Genomic DNA, 20,882 nt, shown 5'->3' with positions numbered 1-20,882 from the left:
TGGTCTGCGTCAGCAATCAAGCGGGTGCGCGCGGCGGAAAAATCCGCGTCGGCATCCAGAAAATCAGGAGGATCAACGCCACCGCGACACCGGCCATGACGTAATAAAGATCCGAAGAAGTCAGCACCACGGCCTGCTGGTGCAGCCGGTGGGCCAGGCCCGTGGCGTCGCTGTCGGCCAGGGGCGAGTTGCCCAGGGCGTCCACCAGCATGGTCGAGTGGAAATGCAGGCGGTGGGTGGTCAGCACCTCGATCACCCCGGTGGCGACCACCGCCGCCAGGCCCTTGACCGTGTTGAACCAGGCCGAGGCAAACGGCCCGTCGGCGGGCACGATGCTGCCGGTGGACAGCATCAACAGCGGCAACACCGCCATCGGCTGCCCGAAGATTTGCAGCAGTTGCAGCACGTAGAACTCATCACGAATCCACGCCGAGGTCAGTTGCGCGCCGCCGATGCACGACAGGGTCAGCATGCCCAGGCCAATCCCCAGCACCCAGCGGCAGTCGACCCAGCGCAGGTTGCACAGGGCGGCCACCAGGGGCAGCGCGATCAGCTGCGGCAGGGCCATGATCAACATCACCGGCGCGGTTTGCAGCGGCCGGTAGCCCTGCACCTGCGCCAGGTAGCTGGACGGCAGGATGATCACCGCCTGCAACACCACCAGCACCCCGGCCAGCACGATCAGGGCGAAGGCCAGGTTGCGCAGGCCAAGCATCTGCAACTTGAAGAACGGCATCGGGTGTGACCATTCATTGAGCATGAACAGCACCAACAACAGCACCCCGCCAATCAGCAGCGTGGTGATCAGCGGCGACTCGAACCAGTCCAGGCGGTTGCCCTGCAAGATGCCGATCACCAGCATGCAGATCGCCGGGAAGCCCAGCAGCAGGCCGCGCCAGTTGAACTGCTTGAGGCGCTCCAGACGCAACGGGTCCTGGGGCAAGCCATAGGCCACGGCGGCCATGGCCAGCAGGCACGGCGCGACGATCTGCCAGAACGCCCACTGCCAGCCTACGTATTCGGTCCATAGCGCCGCCAACGGTGTACCGAGGCTGGGACCGAAGGTGGCGGTCAGGGCGTAGCCGGCCAGGCCGTAGAGTTTGACGTTGGCCGGCAAAAACCGCAGGGCCACGGTCATCAGCATTGGCGGCAACGCGCCGCCGGCCAGGCCTTGCAGGGTGCGCAGCACCAGCAGGCTTTCGTAGTTCGGCGCCAGCGGGCAAAGCACCCCCAGCAGGGTAAACAGGCCGATGGCCCACAGGGTGAAACGGCGCAGCGAAAACGTCACCGAACACCATGGGGCAAAGGCCATGGCCGAGACGGAGGTGGCGGTGTAGGCCGCGACCAGCCAGGTGCCTTCGTCAAACCCGATGTACAGCGCACCGCGAATATCGGCGAGGGCGACCTTGGTCACCATTTCGTTCAGGCCCGAGACCAGCACCGCCAGCAGCACGCCGACCAGGCCGATGATGATCCGTGGGCCGAACACAGGGGGGCTGACGGCGGCGGGTTTGGCGGTGGCCAAGGGCGCGGGGGCAGCGAGGGACGTCATGAAAGTACAACTCGGCAATAGAATACCCGAGCAGTTTAATAAGGCTTAGACATGACGAAAACTGACTTATCGGAAGGTTATAACTGCGCCAGACGCAATGATTGAATGTGGGAGGTGGCTTGCCTGCGGTAGCGGTGTGTCAGCTAAGGCATCTGTCACTGACACACCGCTATCGCAGGCAAGCCAGCTCCCACACAAGCCAGGCTAGCTCCACACATTTTGATCGTGGTCGTCAGGTGGGTTGGGCTTCGCGCCAGGTCGCGGCGCAGCTTTCGCGCATGGTTTCGCGCAGCCATTTGTGCGCCGGGTCTTTGTCGAAACGCGGGTGCCAGGCCTGGGTCAGGACCAGGGTCGGCAGGGAAATCGGCAGGGTAAATGCGCGCAGTGGCAGTTTCAGGCGATTGGCGCTGTAGAGCGCTTCCTTGGGCACCGGCAGGATCAGGTCGGAGTCAGGCAGCATAAACATCGCACCGTGAAACCCCGGCGCGATCATCGCCACCCGGCGTTCCAGGCCCTGGGCACTGAGGGCGGTGTCGATCGGCCCTCGGGCGATACCGCGCCGCGAGATGCTGATATGGGAATAGCTGGCAAAGCGCGCAGCGGTGATTTCTTCATCGAACAACGGGTGGCCTTCGCGGGCCAGGCCGACGAAGGTGGTGGAGAACAGGTTCTGCACCTTCACTTCCGGGGTAATCGGCATGGTGTTACCGACGCGCAGGTCCAGGCGCCCTTCGCGCAAGGCTTCGTCATCGCTGTCGCCTTCCGGGACAAAGCGCAGCTCGCAATGGGGCGCCACCCGCTCCATGGTGTCGAATAAACGACCGCCGTATACGCCGACAAAAAAGTCATTGGCGCGCACGCTGAACCGTCGGCGCAAGGTGCTCAAGTCAACCTCGTCCGCCGAGCGGAACAACAACGCCGCCTGCTCCACCACGTTGCGCACCTGGCCTTGCAACTCCAGGGCCTTGGGCGTGGGCACCAGACCGCGACCGGCGCGCACCAGGATCGGATCGCCCACCGCTTCGCGAATGCGCGTCAGGGTGCGGCTCATCGCCGCCGGGCTCAGGTTCATCCGCCGCGCGGCACCCACCACGCTGCCCTCGTCGAGCAAGGCGTCGAGGGCCACCAGCAGGTTCATATCCGGTAATTGCATGCCAAGCACTCGTGATGGGTTTGGAGTACAGCGCACGCAATCGTAGCAGGCTTTACCGGTACTGTTTCTACTGCGTCAGGTAACTTTAGGCGGTGGGCAAGGCGGCTGTGGTGGCGGATATAAGATCACTCTCTGGCAGTCAGGAGAGTGACTTTAAATACCGTTAGAGAATAACGATATGGCCTTTTTGCGGTAGGGCTGAGGGATGGGGTGAAGTTGAGGGCCCCTTCGCGAGCAAGCCCGCTCCCACTTTCGACCGATTTCCAACATAGGAATGCGGTTGAGTGTGGGAGCGGGCTTGCTCGCGATGAGGCCCGCCCAGACACTGAAGATCAACGCTCCTGCAGCGACTCCGCCCGGGCCTTGATGATGGGCTTGAGCAGGTAGCTGAGGATGGTTTTCTTGCCGGTAATGATATCGACCGAAGCGACCATGCCGGGGATGATGATCAGCGGCTTCTCATCGGTACCCAGGTGGCTGCGGTCGGTGCGCAAGGTGATCATGTAGTAGGTGGTTTTCTTGTCTTCGTCGGTGATGGTGTCGGCACCGATGCGCTCCAGCTTGGCCTTGAGGCCGCCGTAGATGGTGTAGTCATAGGCGGTGAACTTGACCACGGCCTCTTGCCCCGGGTGCAGGAAGGCAATGTCTTGCGGGCGGATCTTGGCTTCCACCAGCAGGGTGTCGTCCAACGGGACGATTTCTACCATGTCGCTGCCCGGCTGGATCACCCCACCGATGGTGTTGACCAGCAGTTGCTTGACGATCCCGCGCACCGGCGAGGTGACCAGGGTCCGGCTCACCCGGTCTTCGAGGGCTTTGCCGGTGGCCTGGGCCTTGTTCAAGTCGGTGCGGGCTTCGTTGAGCTCGGTCAGGGCTTCACTGCGATACTTACCGCGAGTCTCGTCGATCTTGCGCTGTACTTCCTTGATCGCCGAGTCGGCACGGGGGATGGCCAGGGTGGTGGCGTCCAGTTGGCCACGGGTTTCCATTTCTGCGCGCTTGAGGCGCAGTACTTCCACCGGCGACACCGCACCCTGGGCGACCAGGGGTTCGGACATGTTGATTTCCTGGCGCTGCAACGACAGCTGGTTACGGTACTGGCTCTGCTTGGAGGTGTACTCGCGCATTTCTTGCTGGCGCTGGGTCAGTTGTTCCTGCAAGCCGCCGATTTCGTCCTTGAACTGCTGGCGCCGGCTTTCGTACAGCGACTGCTCGTTGATGGCCTGGGTGGGCGCAGCGGCCCGCACATCTTCAGGGATGTTCAACGGCCGGTCTTCGACCTGGGCGCTCAAGCGCTCGATACGCAACAGCAGGGACAGGCGCTGGGCCTCGGTTTCCCCGGCGTTGGAGACAAAACGTGTGTCGTCCAGGCGAATCAGCGGCGCGCCGGCTTCGACGATCTGCCCTTCCTTGACGAACAGCTCGGCGACGATGCCGCCTTCCAGGTTCTGGATCTTCTGCAGCTTGGAGGATGGAATGGCCTTGCCATCGCCGCGCGTGACTTCGTCGACCTTGGCAAAGCCGGCCCACAGCAACATGCACAGGAAAAACCCGATGATCCCCCAGATGGTCAGCCGCACCACGCGCGGGGCATCTTCGATCAGGGCCTTCTTGACCTCTGGCAATGGCTGGCCGTCCAGCGAATCGGAACCAATGAAATAGCGACGGACCGCGTCCTTGAATTTACGCAACACTGATCTGCCCCTTCTTCAACGCTTCCATCACTACGGCTTTCGGACCATCGGCGAGGATTTGCCCACGGTCGATGACCAACAAGCGGTCCACCAGGGACAGCAGCGACGCCCGGTGTGTCACCAGCACCACCGTCTTGTTTTCCACAACGGCTTGCAGGCGCTGTTTAAGGCGCTCCTCGCCGGTGTTGTCCATGGCGCTGGTCGGTTCGTCCAGCAGCAGGATAGGCGGATTAAGCAGCAGGGCACGGGCCAGGGCGACGTTTTGTCGCTGGCCGCCAGAGAGGTTCTGGCCTCGCTCGCCCACTTGCAGTTCGTAGCCTTGCGGGTGCAGACGGGCAAATTCGTGGACGCCGGCCAGTTCGGCGGCTTGCAGCACCACTTCGTCTTCAACGTAGCGGGCGCCGGAGACCAGGTTGTCGCGCAGGGTGCCGGCCAGCAGTTGAATGTCCTGAGGCACATAGCCGACGTTGTGGCGCAGTTCGCTGACGTCGATCTGGCGAATGTCCACCCCGTCCACCAGCAGGGCGCCGGAGTCGGGCTGGTAGAGGCCGACGATCAGTTTGGCCAGGGAGCTTTTGCCCGAGCCGCTGCGCCCGATGATGCCAATTTTCTCGCCGGGCTTGATCACCAGGTTGATGTTCTTGAGCGCCATGTTCTGCTGGTTGGGGTAGGTAAAGTTCAGGCCCCGGCACTCGATGGCACCTTGCAGGGTGCGGCGGCTCAAGGGGCGCTCTTCGAAGTTGCGCTCCTGAGGCAGTTCCATCATCTGGTCGGTGGAGACCATGGTGACTTTGGCCTGCTGGTAGCGGGTCATCAGGCCCGACAGCGACGCCAGGGGGCTGAGGGCTCGGCCACTGAGCATGTAGCAGGCAATCAGGCCGCCCATGCTGAGGTTGCCGTCAATGATCTGGTAGACCCCGAAGACAATCATGATCACACCCGCCAGTTGCTGGATCAGCAGGGTGATGTTCATCGACAGGCCAGAGAGCATTTTCACCCGCAACTCAAGGCGGCTGAGGGTGCCAATGGTCTGCTCCCACTGGTACTGGCGCTCGCTTTCCGCGTTGTTGACCTTGACCGCATCCAGCCCGGCCAGGGTTTCGATCAGGCTCGACTGGCGCTCGGAGGCCAGGGCCATGGTGCGTTCCATGGTGGCGACCAGCGGTTTTTGCAGCAGGTAACCGATGCCCAGGGCAATCGGGAAAGCCAGCATGGGGATCCACACCAGGTGCCCGCCGAGGATGGCGATCACCATGAAGATCAGCAGGGTGAACGGCAAGTCGATCAGGCTGGTGAGGGTCAGGGACGCGAGGAAGTCGCGCAGGCTCTGAAACTCGTGGATGTTCTGGGCGAAACTGCCGACCCGCGCCGGGCGGTACTTCATCGACATGCCGACGATCCGCTCGAACAGCGTGGCCGAGATGATCAGGTCGGTTTTTTTGCCGGCCAGGTCCAGGCACAGACTGCGCAAGCTCTTGAGGACCAGGTCGAAGACGTAGGCGATGAAAATACCGGTGGCCAGCACCCACAGGGTGGCGGTGGCCTGGTTCGGCACCACGCGGTCGTAGACGTTCATCACGAACAGCGGCGCGGCCATGGCAATCAGGTTGATCAGGAAACTGGCAGCGATGGCATCGGCGTAGAGCCAACGCGAACGCTTGAGGGTGTCGCGAAACCACGAACGGGCCCGAGGGATCAGGGTGCCGTGGCTGACATCGAATTTGTGCTGGGGCTGGGCAAAAAACACTTTGCCGATGTAGTCATCGGCCAAGGCTTGACGCTTGACGATGGTTTCACCGCCATCGCTTTCGCTGAGCAGAACCTGGGCCTCGTCTTCACCCTGCCAGCCGAGCAGCACGGCACTCCGGCCGTCCTTGAGCAACAGCAGCGCCGGCATGGCAATCGCGGGGATCGAATCGAGCTTGCGTTGCAGCAGCCGGCCTTGCAAACCGGCGCGGGCCGCGGCCCGGGCCAGCAAATCGGCGGTCAGCTGCTGTGACGGCAATGGCAGACCGGTGGTCAGCATTGCCGCACTGGCAGGCTTCTGGTGCAGGGCGCAGAGAGCCAACAACCCGTCGAGTAACGGGTCGTCGTGCAATGTGCGTGGATCATGACTGAGATGGACTCGACTAACTTCTGATTCCACGCGGGCTCTCTCAACTAACGGATGGGTCTATAAGGAATAGCTCAATTCATCCCCGGCAGTTGAACTTTCGGCTTCACATCGTTCTGGACGACGGAGGCCATCGGTGCGACCACTCCCTGGCTCTTGAGCAACTCGCCCATGGTCGCCTTGATTCGGTACTGAGTAAATAACTGAACGTTTTTTATCTCTTCCAGACGACGCGAAGCGGTGAACAGTTCGTTTTCACTGTCGAGCAAGTCGAGCAGGGTCCGCTCGCCCAGGCTGAATTGCTTCTGGTAGGCGCCGCGTACTTTGCTGCTGTGGTCGACATATTGCTGGGCAATCGGCACCTGGGCATTGGCGTTGTTCATGGCGTTCCAGGCCAGGCCCAGTTCTTCGTTCAACTGGCGCAAGGCGTTATTGCGGATATCCAGGGCCTGGTTGGACTGGTAGGACTTGGACTCCAGCTCGGCTTTGTTGCTGCCACCGGCGTACAGGTTGAAGCGCATACGCAGCATCGCTTCCCAGCCATTGTTGTGGCTGGCGTCGCCGTCGATGTTGTTGTCGGCGTTGCGGCCCAACTCGGCGTCGAAGCGTGGGTAGAAGGAAGACTTGGCGGCTTCGTATTGTTTTTCGGCGGCGGCGATGTCGGATTCGGCCGAGCGCAGGATCGGGCTGTTATCCAGCATCTGGCGACGTGCTTCGTTCAGGTCTGCAGGCAGCATCGCCATGAAGCTAGGCGGACGCTCCAACTGATCGGCTTCCTGACCGACAGCGCTCAGGTAGTTGGTCTGGGCATCGGCCAGGTTGGTCTGCTCGGTGATCACGTTGTTGCGGGCCTGGGCCAGACGGGCTTCGGCCTGGTCCAGGTCAGCCCCGCTGCCGACGCCGCGCTGGGTGCGCAACTTGATCTGGTCGTAAATGCGCTCGTGGTTACGCAGGTTGTCTTCAGCCAGGCGCACGAATTCACGGCGGGTCAGGACGTCCAGATAAACCTGGGCTACCGTTAATGCAGTGCGCTCGGAAGTGCCAAGCAACGAAAACGCGCGGGAGTTAACGGTGGCTTGTTGACGCCCAACTTCACTGGAGGTGGCAAAACCGTCAAAAACCATTTGCTGCAGACGCAGGCTCGACTCACCGCGATTGAGGGTGTCCCAATGGCCACCACGGGCACGGGTGGACGAGCTGTCGGTGCCTTCACGGCCATAACCGGCGTTCAGGTCGACACGGGGCAGGTAACCGCCCTTGGCCGCACGCAACTGATAGTCAGCCGCGATACGAGCATTGACACCTGCCTGAATCTCAGGGTGCACATCCAGCGCTTGCTGCATGGCCTGGGGCAGGGTTTGGGCTTGTACGAAACTGGCGGCGAGAACGAACGGTATTGCCTTAAGCAGGTGCAAACGCATTTAAGAATCCCCAGGACTTCTTGTCTCAAGTCACAGCAACTTGGCGTGCTGCGTTAGAAAATGGCTACCGTAATGACCGTACGTCGGAAAGTTCAAAAGCGGAACTGGTTCACACATGTAGGACGGTTCGCCGCGTGAATATCAATGTGACATTAGCGAGGCGATTGTTTAGGATGGCGCCAAGAAGGTCAATAGTTTGGCATAAAGTAAATCGCCAAAAAATACAGCCAATTATTTGACGTCATTCGTTTTATAAACTACGCACCTCCCAGGCTGATGAATCCCATCAGATCTCAGCCCTAGGAACACCCACAGAATGGATCGCCGGAGAAATCTTCAATGAGCAGTGTTGTTGCCATCGTCAAAAGCATTGTTGGCCAAGTTTTCGTCATTTCTCCGGAAGGGGCCCGCCGGGTGCTTGTTGAAGGTGATCGCCTTTTTGCCGGCGACCAGATAGACACCGGGATGTCGGGCGCAGTCAGCCTGGAGCTGGCCGATGGTCGCACCCTGGACCTGGGCCGTGACACCCAGTGGAGCGCCACCGCGCCCGACTCCAGCACGGACCTGGCACAAGCCACCGCACAGGCTGCACCGTCGGTTGCCGAACTGCAGCAGGCAATCGCCGCCGGCGCTGACCCGACCACCGAGCTGGAAGCCACCGCCGCAGGCGCGGCAGCTGCTGGCACCGGCGCTGCGGGGGGCGGTCACAGCTTTGTGATGCTCGATGAGACCGCAGGCTCGGTTGATCCGACCATTGGTTTCCCGACGGCTGGCCTGGGTTTCGGTACCAATGCGTTGACCAACGAACTCGGCGGGCAGCCGACCGACCCGCTCACGGCAGCACCTTTGCCGTCGACCCTGTCCCTGAGCGCCACCCCGACCATCACCGAAGCCGGCGGCGTGCTGACCTACACCGCTACGGTGACCCAGCCGTCTACCAGCAACCTGACCGTCACCCTGTCCAACGGCGCGGTGATCACCATCCCGGCCGGCCAGGTGACTGGCTCCGTGAATGTGCCCCTGGCGCCTAATGACAGCCCGTATATCGACCCAGGCCAGATCAGCGTCACCGTCACTGGCACCACCGGCGGTAACAACCTGATCGTGACCGTCGACCCGACGCCGGCCGTCACCCAGATCACCGACACCATCGACACCACCACCGTGACCCTGACAGCAGGCGAAACGGTGACCGAAGGCGGTCAGATCACCTACACCGCGACCTTGACCAACCCGGCGCAGACGCCCGTCACCATTACCTTGAGCAACGGCTCGGTGATCAACATCGAGGCAGGTAAGTCCACCGGTACAGTGGTGGTCGAGACACCGGCCAACGACGTCTACAACAATGGCAGCACGGTCAGCACCACCATCACCGGGGCAACCGGTGGCAACTTCGAAAACCTGGTGCCCAACACCACACCAGCCGTCACCACGATTACCGATTCGGTCGACGACACCGGCGTGACCCTCACCGCCACTAACACCGTCACCGAAGGAGGCCAGATCACCTACACCGCGACGCTGACCAACCCGGCGCAAACCCCGGTGACCGTGACCTTGTCCAACGGCTCGGTGATCACCATCAAGGCCGGCGAGTCCGTCGGTACCGTGGTGGTCGACACTCCGGCGAACGACGTCTACGTCAACGGCAGCACCGTCACGACGACCATCACTGGCACGACCGGTGGCAACTTTGAAAACCTGGTGCCCAACACCACGCCAGCCGTCACCACCATCACCGATTCGGTCGACACCACCACCGTAACCCTGACTGCGCCAGGCGATGTCAGCGAAGGCGGCCAGATTACCTATATCGCCACGCTTTCCAATAAAGCCGACACTGACGTTACGCTGAAGCTGGATAACGGTTCGACCATCATCATCAAGGCGGGTGAAACCGTCGGCTCCGTCACCGTCGATGCTCCGGGCGATGATGTGTTTGTCGACAAAAGCACGCAAACCGTAAAGATCGTCGAGACTACTGGCGGCAACTTCGAAAAACTGGAAGTGGCCGGTGACGGCGCTACCACCACCGTCAACGACACTATCGACAAGGTCGATGTGGTCCTGACTGCGACTACCACCGTGGGCGAAGGCGGTAATATCGTCTACACCGCGTCGCTGGTGGACAAGGCAGGTAACCCGGTCACTAACACCACCAATCCGTTGACCGTGACGCTGGACAATGGCCAGGCCATCACCATTGGTGTCGGCCAGTCCGCTGGCACTGCCACCACTGTTGCGCCGAACGACGTGTATGAGGGCAACCAGACCGTCACCACCGCTATCACCAATGTGACCGGCGGCGCGCATTTCGAGAACCTGGTACCGGGCACCACGCCGGTCAACACCACCGTGACCGACACACCCGGCACCACCGACACCACCACCGTCACCCTGACCGCACCAGGCGAGGCCGACGAAGGTGGCAACATCACCTACACCGCGACCTTGAGCAACAAGGCCGGCAGCGACCTGACCCTGACCTTGAGCAATGGTGACGTGATCACTATCGCCAAGGGCGAGACGACAGGCCAGGTGACGTCCAAGGCACCGAGCGACGACGTATTCAAAGATGCAGGTCCGATCAACGTCACGATCAATCCGGACATCGTGGGTGGTGGCTTCGAGAAGCTTGATATCGCACCGGGTGGGGCGACGACGCAGATCAACGACACTATCGACAAGGTTGATGTGGTACTGACCGCCACCAAAACTGTGGGTGAAGGCGGCGAGATCGTTTACACCGCTACCTTGGTGGATAAAAACGGCGCGCCGGTGACTAACATCACCAGCCCTGTGACCGTGACCCTGGATAACAACCAGGTCATCACCATTGGTGTGAACCAGTCGAGCGGGACTGTCTCGGTTGTGGCTCCAGATGATGTGTACAAAGGCGACCAGACTGTTACTACCGGCATTAAAGAAGTCACCGGTGGCGAGCACTTTGAAAACCTGGTTCCAGGTACTGACAAGGTCACCACGACTGTCACTGACACACCGGGCACCGATAACACCACGACCGTGACGCTGACTGCTCCTTCGGAAGTGAGTGAAGGTGGCCAGATCACTTACACCGCCACCTTGAGCAACAAGGCTGACACTGACGTCACCCTGACACTCGATAACAAACAAACCATCACCATCAAGGCCGGCGAAACCGTCGGTACCGTCACCGTTGATGCCCCTGGCGATGACGTGTTCGTCGATAAGAGCACCCAGACTGTCCAGATCACCGGGACTGACGGCGGCAACTTCGAGAAGCTCGTGGTTGCTGGCAATGGCGCGACTACCACCATCAACGACACCATCGACAAGGTCGATGTGGTCCTGACCGCCACTAAAACTGTGGGCGAAGGCGGCGAGATCGTTTACACCGCCACCCTTGTGGATAAAAACGGTGCGCCAGTAACTAACATCACCAACCCTGTGACTGTGACCCTGGATAACAACCAGGTCATCACCATTGGTGTGAACCAGTCGAGCGGGACTGTCTCGGTTGTGGCTCCAGATGATGTGTACAAAGGCGACCAGACTGTTACTACCGGCATTAAAGAAGTCACCGGTGGCGAGCACTTTGAAAACCTGGTTCCAGGTACTGACAAGGTCACCACGACTGTCACTGACACACCGGGCACCGATAACACCACGACCGTGACGCTGACTGCTCCTTCGGAAGTGAGTGAAGGTGGCCAGATCACTTACACCGCCACCTTGAGCAACAAGGCTGACACTGACGTCACCCTGACACTCGATAACAAACAAACCATCACCATCAAAGCGGGCGAAACAGTCGGCACCGTCACCGTTGATGCCCCTGGCGATGACGTGTTCGTCGATAAGAGCACCCAAACCGTCCAGATCACCGGGACTGACGGCGGCAACTTCGAGAAGCTCGTAGTCGCTGGCGATGGCGCAACCACAACCATCAACGACACCATCGACAAGGTCGATGTGGTCCTGACCGCCACTAAAACTGTGGGCGAAGGCGGCGAGATCGTCTACACCGCTACCTTGGTAGATAAGAACGGCGCGCCGGTGACTAACATCACCAGCCCTGTGACCGTGACCCTGGATAACAACCAGGTCATCACCATCGGTGTGAACCAGTCGAGCGGTACTGTTTCGACTACAGCTCCGGATGATGTGTACAAAGGCGATCAGACTGTTACTACCGGCATTAAAGAAGTCACCGGTGGCGAGCACTTTGAAAACCTGGTTCCGGGCACTGATAAGGTCACTACGACTGTTACTGATACCCCAGGTACCGATAACACTACGACCGTGACGCTGACGGCTCCGTCGGAAGTGAGTGAGGGTGGCCAGATCACCTACACCGCTACGCTTTCGAATAAAGCGGATACCGACGTCACCCTGACGCTGGACAACAAACAGACCATCACCATCAAGGCCGGTGAAACCGTCGGTACCGTCACCGTTGATGCCCCTGGCGATGACGTGTTCGTCGACAAGAGCACCCAGACCGTTCAGATCACCGGGACTGACGGTGGCAACTTCGAGAAGCTCGTAGTTGCTGGCGATGGCGCAACCACAACCATCAACGACACCATCGACGAGGTGAGGGTTGTGCTGACCGCCACCGCCAACGTCGCCGAAGGTGGCCAGATCGTCTACACCGCCAGCCTCGTGGACAAGAACGGTGCGGCCGTGACCAACGTGGGTTCCGACCTGGTGATCAAGTTGGACAACGACTTGATCATTACCATCGGTAATGGCAAGACCAGCAGTACCGCCAACTTCACCGCGCCGAATGACTTCTACGTGGGCGCCAAGGATATTTCCGCGAAGATCACTAACGTGGTCAGCGGTGGTGACAAGTATGAAAACCTGATCCCGGTCGGTACTCCGGTAGTCACCAAGGTGACGGACGTGACGAGCAACACCGTGATCAGTATCGCGGGCGATACCTCGGTGACCGAAGGCCAGACCGCTCATTACACGTTGAACCTGACCCAGCCGGCAGCCACCGAAGTCACGGTGACCCTCTCGTATAAAGGTGTGGCCCAGGACGGTTCGGACTTCAACGGCGTGTACACCGTGAAGATTCCAGCCGGCCAAAGCACTGCGACGTTCGATATCAAGACCATCGACGACAAGCTGACCGAGCCTACGGAGAAGTTCGAGATCAGCATCTCCGGTACCTCCGGCGGTAACTTCGAGAACCTGGTTGTCAGCACCACCAACGGTAAAATCGAAACGTCGATCATCGATAACGATGCACCACCGACCATCGACCTGGATGCCAACAACTCCAGCGGCGCCACCGGGAACGACTTCAAGACCACGTTCACCGAGGGCGGCACTGGCGTGTCGATTGCTGACACCGACATCCGCATCACCGACCCGGACAGCACCCAACTGACTGGCGCCACGGTGGTGCTGACCAATACTCAGCCGAACGACTTGCTGGACTACAGCAAGGTCAGCGGTATGAACGTGACCTCGGTCACGGATCCTGTCACCGGCAAGATCACCCTGACCCTAACCGGGACGGCGTCGCTGGCTGACTACATGCAGCAGATCAAGAACATCACGTTCAGCAACAGCAGCGACGACCCGAGCACCACGCCACGGACCATCACCGTGACCGTGACCGACGGCGGCAACTACTCGAACGTAGCGACCACCACAGTCAACGTAGTGGCGGTCAACGACGCACCGGTTGCCACTGGCGGCGCCGTCACCGGCACCGAAGACACATCGCTGAAGCTGACTTGGGCCAATTTCGGGGTCACCGATGTGGATTCCCCTCAGGCCAGCCTCGGGGTGAAAATCACCGAGCTGCCAGTCGCCGGCAAGCTGCAGTACCTGGCAGCGGACGGCACTACCTGGACCAACGTGACAGCCGGCCAGACCTTCACCAAGGCGCAGATCGACGGCGGCCAGTTGCGCTTCACGCCAAACGCCAACGAATCCGGAGCCGACGGCTACGGCGGCACCGGTGTGGGCAACAAGCAGGCTGATTACGCACAGTTCAAGTTCCAGCCAACCGATGGCAAGGACCTGGGCACCAGCGCTACCGTGAAAGTCGACATCACCCCGGTTGCGGACGCGCCGACGTTGAGCGTTGCCGATAACAACATCGCATCGGTAGGCCTGACCAAGCAGAGCTGGAACAGCATTGCGAACCTGGGCACCAACGGCAATGGCGCGACACCGACCGCACTGAAAAATGCGATCGATAACGCGGGTACGCCTAACAGCACGACGCTTTCGACCAATGTCGAGTCGACGGCCAACGTACCAGCTGGCGCGGGGTCGAAAACCTCAGGCTTGATCTATCTGGAAGCCGGCAAGGCCTATACCTTCAGCGGCTATGCCGATGACAGTCTCCTGATCAGAATCGGCGGCAAAGACGTGGCTAGCGGTACCTGGGGCTCGAACTCCGGCCAGTTCAGCGGCACGTTCACCCCGACCAGCAATGGCTACTACAGCATCGATATTTACCATGCGAACCAGTCAAATGCCGGCGGCTATGACGTTAACCTGTCGATCAACGGTGGGGCGGCGACGAACCTGAGTAATACCAACATCCCGATCTACACCGGGGTCAACGACCTGATCAACGCAGGTGCCCAGGTGTCTGACCTGCATGGCACCAACGGCCAGGGCTACTACGACGCGTATAAGCTCAACGAAGGGCTGGAAAACGGCACGGTCAAACTGACCAAGGTCACCACTGGCCTGACCGATACCGACGGCTCGGAAACCCTGAGCGTGAAGATCGGCAGCATCCCGGTGGGCGCAGTGCTCAGCGATGGTGCCGGGCATACCTTTACGGCTACCAATGGCCATACCGAAGTCAATGTCACCGGTTGGGACCTCAATAATTTGAGCCTCAAACCACTGCCTTACACCAGCGGCCAGTACAACCTGACCGTGACGTCGACCTCCACCGAAAGCCTCGGCGGCTCGGCCACAACCGTTGCCAATGTGCCAGTCAAGGTGTACCCGGCCACCTATAGCGGGAGCACGGCGACTTCGGGCGATGACAACGTCACCGGTAGCAGCGGCAACGACATCATCGTGGCGGACGTTTCTGGCCTGAACGTGGTCCAGGGCAAAAACTACAACATCGCGTTCATGATCGATACGTCGGGCAGTATGGGTTCGGACTCGGTAGCGGCGGCGAAAGCCTCGCTGACCACCGTGTTCAACTCACTGAAAAACAGTATCGGCTCCAGCACCTCTGGCACCGTGAACATCTTCCTGGCGGACTTCAGTGACCAGGTCAATCGTACGGTTACAGTCAACCTGAAAGACCCGGGTGCACTGGATGCGCTGCAGAAGGTCCTGGATAAGATGGTGTCGACCGGCGGCACCAACTACGAAGACGTGTTCAAGGCTGCATCCAACTTCTTCAAAAGTGGCCAGGCGACTGGCAACAAGGATGCAATCAACACCACTTACTTCATCACCGATGGTCAGCCGACGTACTACCAGCGCTATGAGCAGACCAATCCGAGCTTGTACGGCAACGTCAAGCTGGACGATGTTGTCAACATGAGTAACTACACCCTGGGTACCGCCACGCGGATCACTATCGATTCGGAGCACTACCTTGACATCAATACGGTAGGGACGGTGACCCTCGGGACCTACAACTGGTGGGGTTGGGGGCAGTCCAACCTGGGTACCATTCATGCCCAAGGGGATGGCACCTATGAGTTGTCGTCCGTTGGCGGCAACGGTACAGCCTCATCCTCAAACATCAACGATCCAACGCTCATCAGCAACTCGCAGAACGCGTTCGCACTGCTCAAGGGCCTGTCCACAGGTGGCGTAGAAGCCATCGGCCTCAACAGCGGGATCAGCCTGAATCAGTTGGCACCGTACGACAGCGACAACAAGCCACAAAGCAACATCGATCCGAAGGACCTGGCCAACGCCATCCTCGGTCACAGCGAGGCCACCCTGCCGGGTGCCGACCGTGTCGATGGAGGTGACGGCAACGATATCCTGTTCGGCGACCTGGTGAGCTTCCCGGGCATTACCGGCGAGGGCTATAACGCCATCCAGACCTACGTGGCAGGGAAAAACGGCGTGGCGGTTGCTGCTGTCACCGGCCAGGATGTGCACAAGTACATCACCGAGCATTACACCGAGTTCAACACCTCGGGTGCCAAAGACGGTAATGACACCCTGCTGGGTGGCTCGGGTGATGACATCCTGTTCGGCCAGGGCGGCAACGACTACCTGGACGGTGGCAAGGGCAACGACATCCTGTTGGGCGGCACGGGTAACGACACGCTGATCGGCGGCCAGGGTAATGACATCCTGATCGGCGGCACCGGTGCCGATACCTTCGTCTGGAGATCCGGTGACGTCGGCAACGACGTGATCAAGGACTTCAAGGCCTCGGAAGGCGACCGTATCGACCTGCGTGACCTGCTCAAGGGCGAAACCGACAGCACCATCGACAACTTCCTGAAGTTGACCACGGTGGATAACGTGACCACGCTGCAGATCAGTTCCGAAGGCAAGCTCAACGCTGACGGCGGCCTGGCCAATGCGGATGTGACGATCAAGCTGGAAGGCAACAACTGGTCTGGCCAATCGATCAACTCGTTGATCACTGGTGCTGACCCGACCATCAAGGTCGATCACTCCTAATGAACCACTGAACCGGCCGCCTCTTGAGGCGGCCGATTCATTTGCGGCCACCGTTCACTGGCATGGGGCAACGATTGCACGGCATACTCACGTCCAATCGCGCTCCGTTGGCCTATGCTGCTGACAGGCTGTCGTCAGTTCTCCTCATGAGGGATGTTCAATGTTCTACGTGCAACGTGATGCACAGGGTGAGCTGATTCGCGCCGAAGCGGTTGCCTTCGCCGAATCGACCGGCACCCTGCCCGCGGATCATCATGAGATCCAGGCCTGGTTTGCCAATGAAGAAGCGGAGCTGAGCCTCAAGCAGCTCAAGCACAGTGACTCGGAGATGATTCGGGTGCTGGAAGACTTGATTCAGGTGCTGATCCAGAAAGGCGTGATCAACCTCACGGACCTGCCGGTTGCCGCGCAAGCCAAGCTCAAGGATCGCAGCCACGCACGGGAATCACTGGGTGGCCTGAGCCACCTGATCAATGATGATGAGACCGGCCTGATCTGAGGCCGGCCACGGCCTCAGCGCCAGGGCGCCGGCTCGCCAAACAGCTGGCCCTGCACGCCAAAAATCCCCATCTCGCGAATCACCTGCAACTCACCCTCGGTTTCGACCCGCTCGGCAATCAGCGGCAAGTCGATGCTGTGGGCTGCGCGCTGGATAGCTTCGATAAACAGGCGCTTGTCGCTTTCCTGGTCGATGTCGCGGATGTAGCTGCCATCGATCTTCAGGTAGGCCAGGCCCAGGCGCGCCAGGTTACCGATCATGCTGAAGCGCCCGCCAAAACGTTGCAGGCTGAGGGAGAAGTTCAGCTCCCGCAGGCGCTGGGTCAACTGCTCCAGTACCGCCTGTTCGGGCAGTTGCTCTTCACCGATTTCCAGGGTCAGGCGCGGGCCCAGGTTGGAATGCTGACGCAGCAGGTCGAACACGCGGTTCAGGGCTTGGGGGTCTGCCAGCGTGGCCGCAGACAGGTTCAAGGCCAACGAATGTTCATGGCTGGCCATCTGCTTGAGCACCAGCTCGAGCATCAGTCGGTCCAGACGCGCCGACCAGCCAAACCGCTCCAGCCAAGGCAGGAAACGGCCGGCCGGGATGGTGTGGCCCTGATCGTCCACCAAACGCGAGAGCACTTTGTAGTGCAGGATCAGTTGCGGATCCTGGGCGGCCACCACCGGCTGGAAGTACAGCTCGAAGCGTTGCTGGCTCAGCGCCAGGTCCAACAGTGAGTGCCAGGCATGATGATCGTCGCCGACGCTGGCGGCAGCGCTGTGGTCCAGGCACACCCAACTCACGTCACCCAGGGTTTCGGCCTGGGCCAATGCCTGGTCGGCCAGGGTCAGCAGGGCCTGGGGGGAATCACCGTGACTGAACGGCGCCAGGCCGATACAGGCAACCGGCGAAACGTCACTGGCGCCGGTGGCTTGCAGGCTTTGCAGGGTGCTTTCCAGGTTCTGCGCCAGCTGCATCGCCTCTTCACGCATCAGCCCCGGCGCCAGCACGGCAAACTCGCCGCCGCGGATGCGCGTAATCAGGTTGTGGGTTTCCGGGTACGGCTCGCACTGGCGCAGCAGTTGTTCGCCGACTGCCTGCAGCAGCTGGTCGGTGCGCTGGCCACCGAGGCGCTGGTTGAGGCCGGCCAGGTCCTTGACCCGCAGCACCAGCAGGTAGCCTGAGCTGGTTTCTTCGGGGTTGCTGACCCGGGCATTGAGTTGCATCTCGAAATAACGACGGTTGGCCAGGCCCGTGAGGTTGTCCTGATAGGATTCCACCCGCAGTTTTTCGCTGCGCTCGGCCTGTTCCTGGAACAGTGCCTTGAGCTTTTCCACCATCTGGTTCATCGCCTGTACCACGCGGCGCAGCTCCGGGGTGCGCGGCAGATCCGGCAGGCTCAGGAACTCACGGCGGGCAATGGCATGGGACTGTTTGACCATATAGTCCAGAGGCTTGAGTTGCCGGCGCAGTAATAGCGCACCCAGCACCGCACTGACGGCGCCGCACAGCAGCAGCCAGCCCAGGCTGCCCAGGGCGCTCTGCCACAGCTTGGCCAGGGCGAACATCGGATGGCTGACCACCTCGACCCGCGCCGCCTGCTCCCAACCACGGCTGACCAGGGCGTCGCCGCCGGCCGGTTCCAGGCCGATCAACTTGACGAACCAGTTGGGCACGCCGTTGTTGTCGGGGATACCACTGCGCTCGACGATGACCTGGTCATTGGTCACGTCAACCACGCGGATGCTCGCGTAATAACCGCTGTCGAAGATCGAGCTGACCAGCAGTTCGACCATCGCCGGGTCGTCGATATTGGGCGTCAGGGACAGCGCCAGAGCGGTCGCCGCGTCCTGCGCGTGGGAGCGCAGTTGGTTCACGTATTGGGTACGCGAACTTTCCAGGCTGACCATGAAGCTGCCGCTGAAGGCGACCACCAGGAACAGACAGATAGCGATCAACAGCTGTTTGAACAGTGACATCTGAACAGTTACTCCTAGTTGGCCGGCTCGGCTGGGAAACCTTCCGCCCGCATTTTTTTCAACACATCCTGCCAGCGCGACAGGCGCTTGGTGTCGCCAACCTTTTTGTTGCCTTTGGCGCCGGGCAGGTACAAGCCTTCGGCGTTGAAGGAGTAGACCGGCAGCAAGTCGGTCCGTTGGCTGGCAGGCTGGATCTCGTCGATCAGGCTGTCGAGTACCAGTGGCATGGCCTCTGGCGTCGAATAATAGGTCAAGACCATATGGGCGCGATTCTGCCGCAATGCCTTGACGTAGGTAATGCGCAATTTGTCGCTGGAGACGCCCAGGTGCCGCAGGCTGAAATACTTGGCAATGGCATAGTCTTCACAATCGCCGGCGCCCTTCCACAGGGCTTCGATGGGCGTCTCCCAATAATCGACCTGGCTCCATAAGTCGACATCTTCGACATAGCGCACCCGCTTGTTGAAGAACAGGTTGACCACCTTGAGCTGCTCCAACTCGCTGCCTTGTTTTTGCGTGGCCAGCAGCCGCTGCCAGTCGTCGATACGCTGCTGGCCCGCGCCCAGCGGTCCATAGAGCGCTGTAGCGCGCCGGCTGATCTGGGAAAAATCCCAATCGGCATGCAGCCCGCCAGGCAATAAGCCAGCCAGCAGCAGCGCTGAAAACAGCCAGCACAGGATCCGCGAGGGAGTAAAACGTACCGCCAATGGCTTCAGTCCGTAGAAAGAGACGGAGAATCATTCGATGGTGAAGGGTCAGTCGGCAAAAGACAATGGCACAGTGCAATCACCCAGCGTCCACTCAGCTAAAGCAATCGCACTTGTAAGACGCCCGCCAGCCATAATGTGCGATGTAAAACCGCGCTGTTGAGTCGCTTACAAAGGGAAACTTTGCCTGTTTGACAAGCCTGCATGCAATCTCTAGTGTTCTTTGGATCCAATCAGCCAAAACCCATTCCAACAAGAAAGGAGGATAGCGTAGTCGTGACGCACAAGCCGAACCCTTTGAGCAGCATCAAGATCAGTGGGCCCATTCCCGCTCACCTCGCGCGCTCCGTTATTGAAGAAACATTGCGCAACGCCATACTGGATGGTCGCCTGCCCTGCGGCACCGCCATGCGCCAGCAAGAGCTGGCCAGCCTGTTCGGGGTCAGCCGGATGCCGGTGCGCGAAGCCCTGCGCCAGCTGGAGGCACAGTCGCTGTTGCATGTGGTAACCCATAAAGGCGCCGTGGTTGCTCCGCTGATTGAAGATAACTCGGCGGAGACCTACGCCCTGCGTATTCTCCTGGAGTCGGAAGCACTGCGTTTGTCGATCCCATTACTCACCCAGAGCGATATCGAGCAGGCGGGCGCCTTGATCGACACCCTTGAGTGCGAAACCGACTACACCGAAATCGGCCGGCTCAACCGCCTGTTTCACATGGCGTTGTATGGCAAGGCACCCAACCAGCGGTTGTTGAACCTGGTGGAACACGGGCTGAACGAGGAGGAGCGGTTCCTGCGCTTCAACCTTGAAGCCATGGGACTGGGCAAAACCTCCCAGGAGGACCATCGCGAGTTGCTGAATCTGGTCGCGCAGAAAAAAGTCGAGCAGAGCGTGCTGACGCTGCGTAATCACCTGATGCGCGGCATGGAAGTGATCACTCAATACCTCAACAGCATTGAACAGGACAACGACAAAGGTCCGCGTTGACTTCTCCCGGCTTTAGCCGCCCAGTGCGCGACCTGGATGACCAGGCGCCGCACACGCCCAAAGCCGGTCCATGCCTGCCGTCACCCTCCTGGATGCTTGCGCCAACAGACTCGATATCGACCGATAGGAACCTGCAGCGTTGCAAAGCAATAATGGAT

At 60.3% G+C, this 20,882-nt stretch carries 10 protein-coding genes; 3 read left to right on the top strand and 7 right to left on the bottom strand.

The features are described 5' to 3' along the window. Positions 1-16: 16 nt before the first annotated feature. The 5 genes from HU773_RS01640 to HU773_RS01620 form a co-directional block, all read right to left on the bottom strand. Entirely contained in the window at positions 17-1,552 is a 1,536-nt protein-coding gene (locus HU773_RS01640; protein WP_057438938.1) for an MFS transporter, read from the bottom strand. Between the two features lie 232 nt (positions 1,553-1,784). Then, positions 1,785-2,705, bottom strand: coding sequence for a LysR family transcriptional regulator (locus HU773_RS01635; protein ID WP_057444856.1), 921 nt, complete (start codon positions 2,703-2,705; stop codon positions 1,785-1,787). A gap of 332 nt (positions 2,706-3,037) precedes the next feature. Continuing rightward, complete coding sequence (locus tag HU773_RS01630) at positions 3,038-4,396, bottom strand: HlyD family type I secretion periplasmic adaptor subunit (RefSeq protein WP_115129340.1); 1,359 nt, start codon at positions 4,394-4,396, stop codon at positions 3,038-3,040. Then, positions 4,389-6,545: a type I secretion system permease/ATPase gene (locus tag HU773_RS01625; RefSeq protein ID WP_057957933.1), complete on the bottom strand. Its 2,157-nt coding sequence runs from the start codon at positions 6,543-6,545 to the stop codon at positions 4,389-4,391. The genes HU773_RS01630 and HU773_RS01625 overlap by 8 nt, the downstream gene beginning before the upstream one ends. A gap of 41 nt (positions 6,546-6,586) precedes the next feature. After that, the gene (locus HU773_RS01620) at positions 6,587-7,933 is read right to left on the bottom strand and encodes a TolC family outer membrane protein (protein ID WP_057438932.1); all 1,347 of its coding nucleotides are present in this window, start codon (positions 7,931-7,933) and stop codon (positions 6,587-6,589) included. Between the two features lie 339 nt (positions 7,934-8,272). Between HU773_RS01620 and HU773_RS01615 the strand changes: the two genes are divergently transcribed. Both HU773_RS01615 and HU773_RS01610 read left to right on the top strand, forming a co-directional pair. Further along, positions 8,273-16,570, top strand: a complete 8,298-nt coding sequence (locus HU773_RS01615) for a retention module-containing protein (RefSeq protein ID WP_217883914.1) — start codon at positions 8,273-8,275, stop codon at positions 16,568-16,570. A 160-nt stretch (positions 16,571-16,730) separates the two neighbouring features. Beyond that, entirely contained in the window at positions 16,731-17,069 is a 339-nt protein-coding gene (locus HU773_RS01610) for a hypothetical protein (protein WP_057441348.1), read from the top strand. A gap of 14 nt (positions 17,070-17,083) precedes the next feature. Here HU773_RS01610 and lapD read toward each other — a convergent pair whose 3' ends face one another. Together lapD and lapG are read right to left on the bottom strand one after the other, a co-directional pair. Continuing rightward, positions 17,084-19,030, bottom strand: coding sequence for a cyclic di-GMP receptor LapD (gene lapD / locus HU773_RS01605; RefSeq protein ID WP_057957931.1), 1,947 nt, complete (start codon positions 19,028-19,030; stop codon positions 17,084-17,086). 14 nt (positions 19,031-19,044) lie between these two features. Further along, entirely contained in the window at positions 19,045-19,737 is a 693-nt protein-coding gene (lapG, locus tag HU773_RS01600) for a cysteine protease LapG (RefSeq protein ID WP_057441344.1), read from the bottom strand. 276 nt (positions 19,738-20,013) lie between these two features. Between lapG and HU773_RS01595 the strand changes: the two genes are divergently transcribed. Further along, the gene (locus tag HU773_RS01595) at positions 20,014-20,724 is read left to right on the top strand and encodes a GntR family transcriptional regulator (protein WP_057957930.1); all 711 of its coding nucleotides are present in this window, start codon (positions 20,014-20,016) and stop codon (positions 20,722-20,724) included. The last annotated feature ends 158 nt before the right edge of the window (positions 20,725-20,882 follow it).

This window comes from Pseudomonas shahriarae (assembly GCF_014268455.2).
GTDB lineage: Bacteria > Pseudomonadota > Gammaproteobacteria > Pseudomonadales > Pseudomonadaceae > Aquipseudomonas > Aquipseudomonas shahriarae.
Note: the sequence above shows the minus strand (reverse complement) of the source record. Positions and strands in the feature narration are given on the sequence as shown.

Bases quoted from the DNA above. Each gene is read 5' to 3' on its own strand.
- lapD (WP_057957931.1), bottom strand. From the start codon at position 19,030: ATGTCACTGTTCAAACAGCTGTTGATCGCTATCTGTCTGTTCCTGGTG.
- HU773_RS01620 (WP_057438932.1), bottom strand. From the start codon at position 7,933: ATGCGTTTGCACCTGCTTAAGGCAATACCGTTCGTTCTCGCCGCCAGT.
- HU773_RS01615 (WP_217883914.1), top strand. From the start codon at position 8,273: ATGAGCAGTGTTGTTGCCATCGTCAAAAGCATTGTTGGCCAAGTTTTC.
- HU773_RS01640 (WP_057438938.1), bottom strand. From the start codon at position 1,552: ATGACGTCCCTCGCTGCCCCCGCGCCCTTGGCCACCGCCAAACCCGCC.
- HU773_RS01635 (WP_057444856.1), bottom strand. From the start codon at position 2,705: ATGCAATTACCGGATATGAACCTGCTGGTGGCCCTCGACGCCTTGCTC.
- HU773_RS01610 (WP_057441348.1), top strand. From the start codon at position 16,731: ATGTTCTACGTGCAACGTGATGCACAGGGTGAGCTGATTCGCGCCGAA.